The organism is Paenibacillus sp. FSL H8-0122 (assembly GCF_038005345.1).
GTDB lineage: Bacteria > Bacillota > Bacilli > Paenibacillales > Paenibacillaceae > Paenibacillus_AQ.
The window spans coordinates 1238227-1253534 of the sequence record NZ_JBBOTB010000001.1 but is presented as its reverse complement, the minus strand read 5'-3'; the positions used below and the strand labels follow the sequence as shown (position 1 = coordinate 1253534).

Sequence of the window (15308 nt, the reverse complement as noted above, 5' to 3'; positions counted from 1 at the left end):
CCCTCCATATCGCTTCTATGTGAATGAATCCTGCGTGCTTCAAGTGGTCCCCTTCTCCGATAACCGGACGGGAAGAATCGTCTCCAGCGGGACCGGCTCACCGGCAATCTGCTGAAGCAGATATTGAACGGCCAGCTCGCCCATTTTCTTAATCGGCTGAACGATAGTAGTCAGATCCTCCGCATCCAGGGCGGCAATTCCGTCATAGCCGATGACTTTGACTTGACCGGGCACGGCTCTGCCCAGCCTTCTGCACTGCTTCAGCACCTGAAGGGCCAGCATATCGCTGCTCGCGAACACGCCGTCCAGCTCAGGACGTTCCTCAAAAAGACTGCTGACCAGCTTCTCGTAATCCTTATACTTGAATCCGTTCAGATCGGTTTGCCGGACGGTATATTCAACATCTTGCCTGCTGACCTGCTCCAGGAAGGCGTCATGCCTTTGCTTGGCCAGCAGATTCAGGCGCAGATTCCCGCTGAGATAGGCGATGCTCCGGCATTTTTTGCGCAGCAGCAGCCGGGTGGCCAGCACTCCCCCTTGATAGTTATCCGAGGCAATGAACGGAATCGACTTAGAGATCTGCCGGTCCAGCGACACCAGCGGCAGGCTGATCGACTTGTAATCGTTCACGCTCATCGTATGGCTGCCCATGATAATGCCGTCAACCCGGCTGGCCCGCAGCAGATCGATGTACTCTTTCTCTTTTTTCTTGTGATGCAGGGAATTGCACAGCATAAGCTTATAGCCTTGTTCATAGGCATAGGCCTCAATATGCTTGGTTACCTCTCCGAAGAACGGATGGGAGATATCCGGCAGAATCAGGCCGATTATATTGGACTTCTTGCGCAGCAAGGAGCGTGCCACCTCACTCGGATGGTAATTCAGCTCCTCCATGGCATCGTTTACCTTTTGCTTCAGACTCTCACTGAGGTATCCCCGGTTATTCAGCACACGGGAGACGGTAGTGACGGAGACGCCGACCTTCTCGGCAACATCTTTGATGGTTACAGCCATCCGTACCTCCTGACCCGGGTCAGCCTTCTTCCTCTGTTCGCGGAACAGAGCATGGCTCTGTGTTAACCGGTTAATATAATAGGGCTGCAGCAGCTTTAAAACTATAATGAACATCGAGGGCTTTAAAGTCTGAGCAAGAACATTGGGCTAATATTAAGCTGATATCACCCTGTTTCCTACTCCTAAATTCAAGTGGGTAATTGTATTTCCTGCAATAGAAAATGGATATCTGGCCGTAAAATGAGATTCTATTGCATTTCATACAGTGGAATGTTGTGTTTTGGGTGAAAAATGGCCTCTTTTCAACATTCAATTGTACTGGATACAATAGATTCTATTTTGAAGGCTTTTTTACAGCATTCTAATGTACGAAATGCAGTTGCTATCGTTACAGCACCTGCAGCATCGGAAGGACTGCTGCGGGAATATTCACAATATTAAACCTGCTACTCTACTAGAGCAGACCTGGCAGGGATGCTGCCAATCCTGGGTATCAGGTCGTGCCGCGCTCCACAGCCGTTACCGGGAACGTATTCACCATCGCCACCGCCTGACCCTCGATCTGCTGGACCGCCAGCTCCATAATGGCTTCGCTCATCTCCTGAATCGGCTGCCGGACCGTGCTTAGACGCGGGGAGATCATGGAGGCGAGCTGCACATCATCATAGCCCACAATGCGCACCGCCGAAGGAATCTCTTTGCCGAGCAGGTTGCAGGCATGAATGACCTCGGCGGCAATCACATCACTGCTGGCAAATACGCCGTCGATCTCAGGATGCTCCTGGAGGTAGGCGGCAATGGCGGTGTCCCCTCCGGTATAGCTCCCCTCATTGACCTCCAGCTGCAAGTACAGCGGCGCAAGCCCGGCGCGCTTCAGCTCTTCTTCGTACCCCTGCTTTCTCAGGCCGGCCAGCATGAAGTGATGCTGTGGACCGTCGATCCCCCGCTGGATATAGACCGTGTGCCGGCAGCCCTGTCCGGTTAATAACCGCGCAGCCAGCCGCCCGCCCTCCAAATTATCCGAGGTGACCACGGGAATATCCTCCGAGATGACACGGTCGAAGGAGACGATCGGCAGGTCCAGGTGAAGATAATGCTGCACATCCAGCACGGCACTGCCCATGATGATGGCGTCAACCTGGTTTTTTTTGAGCATCTCGATATAATCCACTTCCTTGGAGACGTTACGGTTGGAATTGCAGAGCAACAGCTTGTAGCCCTTAAGGTCTGCGTAATATTCGAGATAGGCGGTCAGCTCGGCAAAAAAAGGATGGGAAATCGCCGGGATGATCAGCCCGATCATATTGGATTTTTTGCGGAACAGGGCCCGGGCCATTTCATTCGGCTGATAGTTCATTTCCTTCATCACCCGGTAGACCTTCTCCTTCGTCTTGTCACTGATATACCCTCTATTGTTAAGGACTCTGGACACTGTATTCACAGAAAGTCCTGCCTGCTTCGCAACATCCTTCAGATTCGCCATAGAAACCACCTTGCTTTTTAGTTCCAATTATAGATGAATTTCGCATGGATTTCAGCTATTGAAGCGTAATCGTCACTGCGGTGAACATTTGGACTTCCTCCCCTCCCCTTATTTCAGCGCTCCTTCTGTGATCCCCTTGATGATCTGTTTTTGCAGGAACAGGTAGATGATCAGCACGGGAATGATCGTCATAATCAGCCCGGCCATCAGCGGCGCATAGTCCACAGAATAGGAGGAGAAGAAGGTATACGTGGAGAGCGGCAGTGTCTTCTGATCCGGCGACAGCAGCACCAGGCTGGGCAGGAGATAGTCATTCCAAATCCAGAGCACATCGAGCACCAGCAGGGTGACGAACACCGGCTTCAGCAAGGGCAGCACAATACTGAAAAACGTCCGCAGCGTGGTGCTCCCTTCGATAAACGCCGATTCTTCCAGCTCATAAGGAATCCCCTTGATAAAGCCGTGGAACGTGAAGACGCCAAACGGCACTCCGAAGCCGAGATACATGAACAGCAGCGTCAACTTGGTATTCAGCAGCCCCATATTCCCGTACAGCATCACCATCGGAATCATCAGCACCTGGAAGGGCAGAGCCATGGAGGCCAGCATGAGGAAGAAGAAGATGGAATTCACCTTCCATTTGTAGCGTACGAACAAGTACCCGGTCATCGCCGAGAAAATAATAATGATTGTGACGGAAATCCCCGTAATGATCAGCGAGTTCATGAATCCCTGCATAAAGTCCATATTCTCAAACGCGCTGGCATAGTTCTTGAAATTAATCGTTGTCGGCAGCGACAGCGGGCTCTCGAAGAATTGCTGGGTGGTCTTGAAGGAGTTCATAATAATCAGCAGGAACGGTGTTAAAAAGGCCAACAGCAGCAGGTACAGGAATCCTGTCCGCAGGCCCGGGAGGATGCGCCGGTTAGCATTCATTAAGATTCCACCTCCAGCTTCTTCAGCAGATAGGATTGCGTCAAGGCGATCATCGCTACGACAGCGAACAGAACGACTGCCTCTGCCTGGCCGACACCGTATTGATTGGACAGGAAGGCTTTTTGCACGATATGGTAGGTAGCCAGCTCCGTTGAATTGAACGGTCCGCCCTTGGTTAACGCCAGGTTGATGTCATACGTTAAGAAGGACCGGGACAGGGAGATGAAAATACAGATGACGATCGCAGGAACCGTCAGCGGCAGGATAATTCTGCGGATCACTGAAGTCCGCCCCGCTCCGTCGATGCTCGCCGCCTCCAGCACATCATTCGGTACGCCAGTGAAGCCTGCGATATAAATGATCATCAGATACCCGATCAGCTGCCAGGCGGTCGCAATGATCAGCGCCCAGAATGCCGTCCCTGTATTCGTCAGCCAGGAGGTCTGAAACAGCTCCCAGCCGTATTTATTCCCAAGGTAAGGCAGCACTTGTGAGAAAAGCGTCTGCCACAGGTAGCCGAGTACGATCCCGCCGACAAGATTGGGTGTAAAGAAGCCTGTGCGCAGCCATTGTTCCCCTCTCCCGCCTCTCGTCAGGGCGAGCGCGATGAAGAAGGCGAACACATTGGCAATCACCACGGTGAAGAAGACATACTTCAGGGTGAACCACAGCTGCTGGAGGAACACCTTATCCCTGAATACTTCGAGATAATTCGAGAAGCCGATCAGGCTGCTGTCGCCTGTACGGACATCCCAGTTCGTAAAGGTCAAATATAAGCCGACGATGAACGGTATAATCACAACGGCGGCAAAAGCGAAGATAGAGGGACCTCCGAAGACCAGAAACGTCCCCGCATTCTTCAGTGATAGCTTTTTGTTCATAGTGCTGCCCCCTTTCCTCTTAACAGGCTGAACTGGAGAATTTTTTATGTTTTGGGATTAGCCGCGACTCCAGAGAAGTTTTGGACTTCCGGCCGCTGCCCTTCTGCAGATTTCTTGATTTTATACCGTTTTTAACGGTTGAAATCCGCAGACAAAGCATTCCTGTATCCCCTTAAATTTGGGCTTTGAAATTTAACGAGCACCTCCTTATGATAAATGGTGTCCACGACGACAACCAATCATCTATAAGGAAGGTGCTCTTACTATGAAGTTTAAACAATCAGCCCAACAAAATCAACGAATTGAACGTATTACCCCTCATCATCTTATTGTTGGGATCGACATCGCCAAATTCACTCATGTCGCTCGTGCCACCGACTACCGTGGCATCGAACGTGGAGCCTATCTTTCCTTTTCCAATGATCAGGAAGGGTTTGAAAAGCTGTTTCAGTGGATGCAGGCTCTAAAGATCCAATTTCACAAAACCGATGTCATTCTCGGTGTGGAGCCCACCGGTCACTACTGGTTCAATTTGGCGCTCTGGCTTCAAGAGAAGCAACTCGAACTCGTTCTCGTCAACCCTTTTCAGGTGAAACGCAATAAAGAAAACCGGGACAACTCCCCAACGAAAAATGACGTTAAGGATGCCTTAGTGATTGCCGACATGGTCAAGAATGGCTACTACAGCGACCTATACCTGCACACGGGACCGTTTCAGGCGCTTCGGCAACTGGTCACCACCAGAGACTACATTTCCAAACAAGCTTCCAGTATAGTCAACCAAATCTACCGCTGGACGGACATCTACTTCCCTGAGTTCCAGCAGGTCTTTAAAGACATCACTTCGAAGACCGCTCTGGCAACGTTAGCCGAATTTGCTCACCCTTCCGATCTTTGCACCTTGACGGTTCAAGAGGTCATTGTAGGGTGGAAGAAGCGTTTAAAACGTGCCGGTAGCCACAAGGTCGCCGTCGCTCTCCTCCACGCGGCACAACGAACGGTAGGCAGCCCAGAGTCGGTCAAAGAAGCTAAACTGAGTCTATCGATGCTTTTACAGCAACTACAGTTATTTCACGACCAAATGGAGCTACTGAAGGAGAAGATTCATCACATCCTTCAAACCATTCCCGCCACGAAGAGCTTGCGGTCGATTAAAGGGATCCATGACATTACCTTGGCGGCGTTATACAGTGAAGCAGGTGACTTCAGCCGCTTTGCCCACGGCAACCAATTACTTCGATTAGCCGGTTTACATCTGTCGGAGAACAGCTCAGGCATCTACAAAGGTCAAGTGAAAATTACGAAGCGAGGGCGACCTGGACTGCGAAAAATCCTCTTTATCGCCGTGTTTCAGATGGTCTCCGTCAATCCGGAATTTCGAGCGCTGCATCAGCATAACAAACGAGTGAAACACATGACTGGCATGAAGTCCATCATGAAGCTGTGCGGGAAGCTCGCACGCATGCTTGTAGCGATGTCCAAGAATGGTTCTGACTATGATGTGTGCAAGGTAAACTCCGCAGCCTAAGACCGAAAGTATCCACTTGCCAATTGGCTCATTCGCAGGATTCATCATGAAGCATGAGTACCGTTACGACCGCCTAAAGGGCTCAGACCCGTGGACAAAGCACTGACGGACTCCATCTCCTTGATAGGTGTAACGAAGGAATGTAAGGGCATCGACCCGTTGAGACATGGGAGGGTAAACCACAAGGTTAAAGATGGAGCATGCAGATAAAGGGATTTAATGGGAATTGTCTTATGTCCCCTTATTTGGTTATGCCCGTACCGCCACCTCAACCCCCACCTGCTCTGCTTCGTTACTGCATTCATATTCATAACGAATGAAATCCTGCGAATTAGCGAGCTAGCGTAAGAAAACTGAATCATAAGGAGGGAGGCGGTCGCTATCGCTCCTTCAGTTCCAAAATTCCCCTCCGCCACTTTTCCCTTAACTTAAGTCTTCAAGTTCAATAAATAGAGATTCTCTATTTCCCTGCATACGATTTCCAGTAATCCTGAACCTCCTGCGCCAGCCCCTGGCGGTCGATATTGCCTACCAGATACTTCTGCATCGCAGCTCCGGTCTTGGCCCAGTAATCCTGCGGCAGGTAATTGATGACACCGATGTTGATGATGTTCCCTTGCTTCACGTATTCGCTGACGGCATTGGACATGATGTTCGTGCTCTTCGCCTTAAGATCCTTGTACGGCATGGACAGCCCCATATCGGTAATAATAGCCTTCTGGCCGTCCTCGCTGCTGACCATCCATTCAATGAAGGCTTTAGCGGCTTCCTGCTGCTCAGGCGTAGACTTCGAATCATCAATGGCGAACAGCTTAGGCTCGCTGTAGGCGACTTGCGTGTTGCCGAAATCCTCCGGGTTATTGCTAACCGGCAGCGGTAGGATACCGAAGTCAGTATCGCGGCCTTCCAGCGTTCCGATAACCGCCCAGCTCCAGTCCCCCATGAAGTAAAAGGCGGCAGCTCCCTTGGCGAAATCTGCGCTGTCACGGTTATAATCGGCAACGAGCGGGTCGCTCTTACGTGCGTTGTACTTCTTCAGCAGATCGAAGGTATCCATCAGTCCGGTGAACTGCGGATTCTCCGTCAGCTTCACCTGCCCGTTCTTCAGCTCCTCTACGAACTTCCGGTTATCCTCGACCTTCTGCGACTGCAGGGAATAGGTCAATCCCAGATAGTGGGCGCCGAGCGACCAGTCTGCGCCGTGAAGCATGACCGGTGCTTTGCCGGAGGCTTCAATCTTCTTGAAGACCGCTTCGAGGTCATCACGGGTCTTCACCAATGCTGGATCAAAGGCACCGCCGATCCCCTCTTCTACCGCACGCTTGTTGTACAGCAGACCGTAGCCTTGGGCAGTCCAGGGAATACCCAGGAATTGTCCGTCCAGCAATGCGCCATCGATGGCTCCCGGATTGGTCAGCGCTTCATATTTCGCCTTCTCTGGCTCTAAATCCAGAAAATCATCCTTATATTGAAGTATGGTGCCTGCATCCAGGTTCACGATTGTCGCCGGATTGCCGGAGGCCAGCAGGGATTGGAACTTCTCAAGCTGCGCGCCTCCGATCGGCGTAGGAATCAGTTCAATTGTTACCTGCGGATTCTGCTCATGATACTTCTTGAACAGTTCCTCGAATACGGTATTGACTTCTGCGGAGGTATTGAAGAATGTGAGCTTAACATCCTTGGAGGCTTGCCCTGTTTGTGTTCCCCCATTCCCCTTATCTTTCTTGACGGCATTGGTTGCTGAATTCCCTTTAGAGCAGCCTGCGAGTAATCCGGTGACCACCGTCAGAGCGATAGCGAAGCTTGCAGCTTTTCTCAATTTCAAATGAATTCCCCCCGTACTTTTGATTGTTTTGAATGCGCATACATTTCTGAATGCAACTTTATGATAACCGGTTAACATATTTATGTCAATCGGTTATCATATTTAAATTTTAGCTAATGTAGAGGAGTGAATATGACTCTTGCAGCGGGGAAAAACGAATCCGGCCCTCGCGCCGCTTCCAGTCCAATTGTGGTCGGTTTTTCGACCACATTCCGCCCACGCACCTCTCCCGCTCCAATTGTAATCGGTTTTTCGACCACATTCCGCCCACGCACCTCTCCCGTCCCAATTGTAATCGGTTTTTCGATTACATTCGGCCCAAGCGCCCTCACCGCTGTCCAATGTAATCGGTTTTTCGATTACATTTGCCCCCCAGCCCTCGCAGCCGCACATTGTAATCGGTTTTTCGATTACATTCCGCCCCCCGGCGCTCGCAGCCGCACATTGTAATCGGTTTTTCGATTACATCCGCCCCCCAGCTCTCCCCGTTGCCTATTGTGTTTGGTTCTAGCAGGCCAGCAGCAAAAAAGGCTTCAGCCCAAATGAGCCGAAGCCTTTACCCTACAATTTCCCCCGGTAATCCTGCGGCGTCATGCCGAACTGCTCCTTGAACACTTTGATGAAGTATTGGCTGTTGGCGTAGCCGAGCTGCTCGGAGATCTCATAGATCTTCAGCTCGGAGTTGCGGAGGCTTGCTACGGCCTGCTCCATCTTCATGTTCAGGATATACTCGCTGATGCTGATCCCGCTGACCTGCTTGAACAGTCTGGACACATATGCCGGATGAAGCGAGACCGCGTCCGCAACGAATTGCTGGCTGGCCTGCGCCAGATTAGCCGCGATACAGCTCTGCATCTCCTTGACGATGTCCATCCGGTTATTCTGTGTATCCCGTTCGAGCTTGCCCTGCAGGGTATCCACCAGCGCCTCCCCCCAGCTGATCAGTTGGGAGACAGAGCGGAAGAGCGTCTTCTCCAGAAGCTCGCGTCCCACCAGGTCCGATAACAGCGAATGATTCTTATGGGCTATATAGTGGAAGGAGCCGAGAATCATGGTGCGGATCTCCTCAATATATTCTTCGTTATAAGCCGGCAGATTGTTGCTGAATTCCTTCATCTGCTGCAGCCGTTCCTTGTACCCCTGCCACTGTCCGGTCTCCAGCAGATGCATCAGTGTCGGGGAAGCATATAAGTCCTTGAGCGGCTGGACCGGCGAGCTCTTCTGCTTGTCCGTCAAGGAGATGAAATAGCCCTGGTCATTGCCCACTTGCTGTCTTAACGCCGACTGGGAATCCTCATACATGGCGCGGAGATCCAGCGGGAATTCCCCCGGGTAGGACAGAATCACCGAGATCCCGCCATTCAGATATTCATTGACACTGCTGTGCAGCTGATGGGTATTATGGGTTAGCTGCTTCAGAATCTTGCCTGGGTCAACCGCCCCTGCTTCATTGCTCTTCACAATAAACACCAGGTTCTCGTAAGCATCCCGGCCATGCCACAGCTCGAAGCCCGGGCCCAGCAGCTCGCAGGCGATGTTCGTCACCGCGTATTCGAAGAGCAATTGGCTGTCCAGCCCGAAGTTCGTGAAATGCTCCTCCAGACGGATCAGAATCAGGAAGACCCGGTCATTCAGCTGAAAATCAATCTGATAACCGCTCAGCTTCTCCTTCAGCCGTTCCTGCGGATAAGATTTGCCCTGAATCAGCTCGGCCAGCAGCTTGTCCTTCAGCGCCGGAAGATGCTCCCGGAAGGCCAGCATCGCCTGCTCATAGGAGGCCGTCCGGTCGAGCTCCTTCTTAATGGTCTTAATCGTGCCCTCCAGAGCAGCTCGCAGCTTCTGATGATCCAGCGGCTTAACCAGATATTCCACTACCCCATACTGGAGGGCTTCCCGGGCATATTCGAACTCGGCATAGCCGGTTAGCAGAATACATTTGATTCTCCGGTGGGTCCGCTGTACCTGCTTCACCAGCTCCAGCCCGCTCATCCCGGGCATAGCGATGTCCGTAATGACTATATCGACCGGGTATTGCCCGATGATCTGCAACGCCTGAGCGCCTGAATAGGCTTTATATACTTTTTCAATCCCGAAGTCCTGCCATGGAAAAGCAAGCTCCAGATCATCTACGACATATTGTTCATCATCTACCAGCAGAATTTGCAGAATGAGCTTCTCCCTCCTTTTCAATACGAATCCGGTAACAGGTGCCTTCGGACAGCACGGAGTCTACGGATAACCCGGAGTCCTTGCCAAAATACAAGCGCAGCCGCTGATTCACATTCCTTAGCCCGGTTCCGAGCTGTTCATTGCTGATGATATTGTCCTCGATATGACGGCGGACCGCGCCGAGCCGTTCCTCCGTCATGCCGATTCCGTTATCCTTCACGGTAATCAGAAGATACGAAGCCTCTTCTTCGGCGGCAACCGAGATGATGCCGGGCCTCAGGCTCGGTTCAATACCATGCTTAATGCAGTTCTCCACAAGCGGCTGCAGAATCATCCTTGGCAGCCGGTATCTGCGCGCCTCTGCCGTGACACCGAACTCGAAGGTGATTTCTTTTTTGCGCAAATGAACCATATGCAGATAATGCTCGACGAAATCCAGTTCATCCTGAAGCGTCGAATCGAGCTGTTCAATCTTATGAATGTACCGGCAGTAGGAGGCCAGATGCAGCGTCATCGCAGTGACCGCATGATAATCCTCGATGCTTGCTTTGCTCTGAATGAAATTCAGGCAGTTATAGAGAAAATGCGGATTAATCTGCGCCTGATACTGCTTCAGCTTCGCTTCCTTCACTTCAATCTCGCCCAGGAGAACCTGCTCAATCAGAATCTGGGTATTCTCCGCCATCCGGTTAAAGGAATTGCCGAGCACCTTGAACTCATTGACCTGCAGATCGACGGCACGGCTGGAAAAGTCGCCCCGGTCGAACCGGTCAATCGCCTTCCGCAGCATGATAACCGGCTTCTGGACCTGCTTGCGGAGCAGCAGCGTGTAGAACATAATACCCACCAGCACCACCAATACCGCATAGAGGAACAGCCGGTTATTGCGGTTAATCGGTTCGATATACTGGCGCTTGGGATAGGCGTCTATGAAATACAAATCCAGCATGTCCGACTTCATATAGTTAATCAGATACTCTGCACGATTCTCTGTAGCGGAGATGGTTCCCCTGTTCCCGTTAATCCCAGGACTGATCGACTGTAACAGCTCCTGCGGAAATGCCGCCCCTGGCTGGATAAAGGCCCCCTCAGAGGCATCGTATAACAGCGGCATGCCGGATACATACTGATCCATCATTTTCACCAGATTATCCAGTGAAATCCTGACTTCAATTAACAGCGAGCTGATATGACTGCGCATGATGTTGGAGTAATATCCCTTGCCTTCCTTATCCATGTGCAGCACCCAGCGGTTCCGCGCCTGCTCCGGGGGGCTGAAGGTGCTGAAGGAGAAGGAGGAATCCGAGGATACCGTCTCTTTCTCATCCTCATAGTACAGAATCACTGTATTCTTCCAGGAGGTGGAGGCTGTGTTCAGGGCCAGCTTATCGATGATAGTCAGCTTCATCTCATATTTGGAATATTGATCCCCGAACTTCAGAATATAAGGATATCCACGCACAGACTGGTCCTGTGACAAAGTAATGGTATTTGTCAGCACCTGTTCAAATTGCGTGGATAGCTGGGAGGTCATGAATTCAACCTCGTACATTTTATTTTTTCTCAGCTCGTTCTGAATGTCCTTCACGTTCAGCCGGTAGATGAGCCAAAACGCACCTACTATGATTAGCAGCATCAGCATCAGGACAAACGACAGCCACTGAAAGATAGACAGACGATATTTCACATGGTTTCCTCCGAATGAAAGGACGGCCTGGGGGCCGCCCTTATTCTTTATATCTTTATTTCTGCAGGGATTGATACCATTCATTGACCTCTGTGGTCACTTTGTCGCCGCCTGTAGTTTTCCATTTCTCTACAAAGGTATCGAATTCGTCCACCGGCGCTTTGTCATAAATAATTTTGTTCAGAATCTCCTTCTCCAGCTTCTCCAGCATATCTCCACGGGCGAGCTGAGTTTCAGTAGGCGTACCTGTGAACATCTCAGGCATTACACTGTCCTTCTGGTCGACGATGATCTTGGCTGCCAGGATCTGCTCAGGAATACGCTCGGACAGATTCTTCTCATACTGGTTAGCAGGCTCAGCACCGCCGGCCAGCTTGGCCAGTGTATTCATCATCAGGTTAGGAATAATGGCTCCATCGTAAGTCAGGGTATAACGGATCGCATCCACCCAGCCGCCTGGAATCTTATCCGTATCCTGCTCTTTCAGGACGGTTCCGTCTTCAGCGATATCATAATCGTAGCCTTTGGCGAAGCCGTTCACGAAGGTTGTGCTGTCCGGGTTGGCCCAGTTATCAAACAGATAGTTCTGGTAGACGAAGAATGCGTCTTTATGCTCCATATCCTTGTTGATCAATACAGCACCGGAGGCGATCTTCGTGCCGTGTCTGCCTACCTTGCCATCCGGGCCTGCCGGAAGCGGATAAGCCTTATGCACTGCACCTGGAACGTTCTTCTGCAAGTCCGGCAGCGGCCAGCCTGTCATCCAGTAAGGGCCGACAATGATACCGGATTTGCCTGCTGTAAAAGCTTCTGTCGCTTTGTTCTCATCATACAGACCGGATTCGGAGGAGATATATCCTTCCTTCATCCATTTCTGCATCGTTGCCAGACCCTGCTTCATCTCAGGCTGAACAGAACCGTAAGCGAGCTGGTTGTCCGCTGTCTTGTTCCACTGGTTAGGCATGGCGCCGAACATCCCGAAGACCCATCCGGCTTCCGACATCCATGTGTTCAGATTATTTTTGAAACCTACAGCCAGTCCCGTTGTATCCTTCTTGCCGTTGCCGTCAGGGTCCTGGTTCGTGAAAGCATCAAGTACGGTTTCCAGCTCAGCCAGATTCGTCGGAGCCTTAAGGTTCAGCTTCTTCAGCCAATCCTCACGGATATACATGACCGGATCATTATTATAAGCGTTTTCCAGAATCGGAATACCCATACGCTTGCCGTCTCGCATGTAGGGATTCCATACGGTTGGCTCTTCGGCCATCGCTTTTTTGTAGATATCGGAAGCATATTTGTCGAACAATTCGCCCGCATCGGTGAACTGGCCGCTGTCAATCAGATCGGAGATCAGTGACGGGCTGCCGCGGAAGGAGATGATGTCCGGCATTTTCTCACCTGAGGTCAGCATCAGGCGCAGCTTGGTTTCATAGGCGTTATTCTGGTCACTTACGGTCCAGAGATACTTGATGTCAATGCCCAGCGTATCCTTGGCCCATTTGGTGTGCACGTTATTCTCGATGTTCTCGCCGTTCTTGAATTTCAGGCTGCTTGCGATGGGAAATACCGTTGAAATGGTTACCGGCTCTGTATATTTACCATTCTCAAAGGGTGCCGAATACATAGCGTCTTCGCTTGCCGCCGGCTTGTTGTCCCCTTCTGCCTTCTTGTTGTCAGCATTGCCGCCGCAGCCGGCTAGCAAGCTGCCCAGCATGACCGTGGATAACACGGCCGCCGCAGAGAATTTCATTTTCTTTATCATTTAATCTTGCACCCCTTTAATTAAAATTTAATCATATTAAGTATATGAGTCAATCTTTTTCAGCTTCCAGCGCGTGCATCACCCCCTTTAATAGGAAGGACGGCTATTCCTTAACCGCCCCGAGGACAATTCCCTTCACGAAGAAACGCTGCAGGAATGGATACACAATGAGGATCGGCGCCATTCCGATGAAGATCTGCGCGGCTTTGACCGTTCTTTGCGAGATATTCTCCAGATCCTCCGGCCGTACGGTCACCTTACTGAAGTCCTGCTGGACAATGACCGACTGCAGGAAGGTCGCCAGCGGATAGTTGCGGTGATCCGTCATATACAGCAGGCCGTCGAACCAGGAGTTCCAGTGACCGACAATCGTGAACAGCGACAGTGTAGCAATAGCCGGCATGGATACCGGGAGATACACGCTGAACAGTGTTCTGAAATGACCTGCTCCGTCGATGAAGGCGGCTTCTTCCATTTCTTTGGGCACAGCCCGGAAGAAGTTAAGCAGCAGAATGATATTCCATACCGAGACGGCACCCGGCAGAATCAGTACCCATAAGGAGTTCATCAGGTGCAGCTTCTGAATCAGAATGTACATTGGCACCAGACCGCCGCTGAACAGCATGGTGAAGACCAGCAGCCAGATATACATGTTCCGGCGTCTGAACCGGGCGTTCTCTTTGGCCAGCGCGTAGGCAGCCAGAATGACTACCCCCATGCTGAACAGCGTTCCCAGCACCGTGCGCTGCAGCGTCACCCAGATGGACCTGGTGAAATTCTCATTGGCTACGGTCTTGGTGTAGGCATCCACTGTGAAATCTACCGGCCACAGACCCACCAGATTGGCATTGGCTGCCGATTTCCCGCTGAACGATACAGCAAGGACGTGAATCAGCGGGACAACACACATGATTGAAACTGCGATCATCAGGATATAGTTGAACACCGTGAAGATGCGGTAAGGTTTTGTTTTATGATACATGCCAGATTGGCCTCCATTCTAGAAAATACGGTAGTTAGCGAATTTATACGAAAGGCGGTAAGCTGTTACGATCAAGACAAAGCTGACAACGGATTTGAACAATCCTACCGCTGTGGAGAAGCTGAACTTACCATCAACAATTCCTAGTCTGTAGACAAATGTATCGATGATGTCCCCTTTATCGAAGACAAGCGCGTTATACAGGTTGAAGATCTGGTCAAAGCCGCCGTTAAGCACGTTCCCCAGCGCCAGTGTTCCAACAACGATGGTAATCGGCAGCATGGCCGGCATCGTAATAGACCATGTCTGCTGCCAGCGCCCTGCTCCGTCTACCTCAGCAGCTTCATAGAGTGCCGGGTTAATTCCCGCCAGGGAGGCCAGGAAGACGATGGTGTTGAAGCCGAACTCTTTCCAGACATCACTCACTACAACGACAAACCGGAACCAGTTCCCGTCACCCAGGAAGAAGATCGGCTGGATGCCGAATACACTGACCAGCACCTGGTTGATCAGGCCTCCGTCTCTGGCCAGCAGGTCGGAGAGGATACCGCCCAGGATCACCCATGACAGGAAGTGGGGCATATAGACAATGGTTTGTACCATTTTTTTGAATGCCATCTTGCGGATCTCATTCAGCAGCAGTGCGAATAAGAAGGGAACGATCAGGTTGGCGATCATTTTCAGACCGGCAATAATCAGTGTGTTCCAGATGATCTGAACGTTCTCGGGAATACTGAACAGATATTCAAAATGCTCCAGCCCCACCCACTTGGAGGCGCTAAAGCCTAAGCCCGGCTTGTAATTCTTGAAGGCAATCGCAAGGCCCGTCATTGGAATATAGGCGAAGATCACGGTTAGGATCAAAGCCGGCAGAACCATCAGATCGAGACTAAGGTTCTTGGTCCATTTCGATTTTTTCCGGGGCCTCCCCGCATTGACATCCAGTTTCTCGCCTTTTACGCTGGCTGGCGTAACCATGTTTTTCATGCTTCTGCTCCCCTTTGCTGGTCAACGTGTATCCGTTTACTTTGTTTATAAATT

The 15308-nt window shown here is 51.2% G+C and carries 11 protein-coding genes; 1 reads left to right on the top strand and 10 read right to left on the bottom strand.

The genetic code is table 11. The annotated features are described in order from the left end of the window. Positions 1-39 precede the first annotated feature (39 nt). The 4 genes from NSS64_RS05580 to NSS64_RS05565 form a co-directional block, all read right to left on the bottom strand. A complete protein-coding gene (locus tag NSS64_RS05580) occupies positions 40-1014 on the bottom strand; it encodes a LacI family DNA-binding transcriptional regulator (protein ID WP_341139471.1) in 975 nt (324 codons plus the stop codon). A 493-nt stretch (positions 1015-1507) separates the two neighbouring features. After that, positions 1508-2497, bottom strand: coding sequence for a LacI family DNA-binding transcriptional regulator (locus NSS64_RS05575; RefSeq protein ID WP_341139470.1), 990 nt, complete (start codon positions 2495-2497; stop codon positions 1508-1510). Between the two features lie 108 nt (positions 2498-2605). Continuing rightward, positions 2606-3433, bottom strand: a complete 828-nt coding sequence (locus NSS64_RS05570) for a carbohydrate ABC transporter permease (RefSeq protein WP_341139469.1) — start codon at positions 3431-3433, stop codon at positions 2606-2608. After that, positions 3433-4314: a carbohydrate ABC transporter permease gene (locus NSS64_RS05565; protein WP_341139468.1), complete on the bottom strand. Its 882-nt coding sequence runs from the start codon at positions 4312-4314 to the stop codon at positions 3433-3435. Before NSS64_RS05565 ends, NSS64_RS05570 begins: the two co-directional genes overlap by 1 nt. Before the next feature lie 265 nt (positions 4315-4579). Here NSS64_RS05565 and NSS64_RS05560 point away from each other — a divergent pair, with 265 nt between their 5' ends. Next, entirely contained in the window at positions 4580-5842 is a 1263-nt protein-coding gene (locus NSS64_RS05560; protein WP_341139467.1) for an IS110 family transposase, read from the top strand. Between the two features lie 460 nt (positions 5843-6302). Here NSS64_RS05560 and NSS64_RS05555 read toward each other — a convergent pair whose 3' ends face one another. From NSS64_RS05555 to NSS64_RS05530, 6 genes are all read right to left on the bottom strand, one after another. Next, complete coding sequence (locus NSS64_RS05555; RefSeq protein ID WP_341139466.1) at positions 6303-7667, bottom strand: ABC transporter substrate-binding protein; 1365 nt, start codon at positions 7665-7667, stop codon at positions 6303-6305. Positions 7668-8228: 561 nt separating this feature from the next. Further along, on the bottom strand, positions 8229-9857 hold the full coding sequence (locus tag NSS64_RS05550; protein ID WP_341139465.1) for a response regulator: 1629 nt from the start codon (positions 9855-9857) through the stop codon (positions 8229-8231). After that, positions 9811-11523, bottom strand: a complete 1713-nt coding sequence (locus NSS64_RS05545; protein ID WP_341139464.1) for a sensor histidine kinase — start codon at positions 11521-11523, stop codon at positions 9811-9813. The genes NSS64_RS05550 and NSS64_RS05545 overlap by 47 nt, the downstream gene beginning before the upstream one ends. A gap of 55 nt (positions 11524-11578) precedes the next feature. After that, complete coding sequence (locus NSS64_RS05540; RefSeq protein WP_340993866.1) at positions 11579-13285, bottom strand: extracellular solute-binding protein; 1707 nt, start codon at positions 13283-13285, stop codon at positions 11579-11581. Between the two features lie 103 nt (positions 13286-13388). Continuing rightward, positions 13389-14267, bottom strand: coding sequence for a carbohydrate ABC transporter permease (locus tag NSS64_RS05535; protein ID WP_341139463.1), 879 nt, complete (start codon positions 14265-14267; stop codon positions 13389-13391). An 18-nt stretch (positions 14268-14285) separates the two neighbouring features. After that, positions 14286-15245 (bottom strand): ABC transporter permease, encoded by a 960-nt coding sequence (locus NSS64_RS05530; protein ID WP_076076378.1) that lies wholly within the window; start codon positions 15243-15245, stop codon positions 14286-14288. Between the last annotated feature and the right edge of the window lie 63 nt (positions 15246-15308).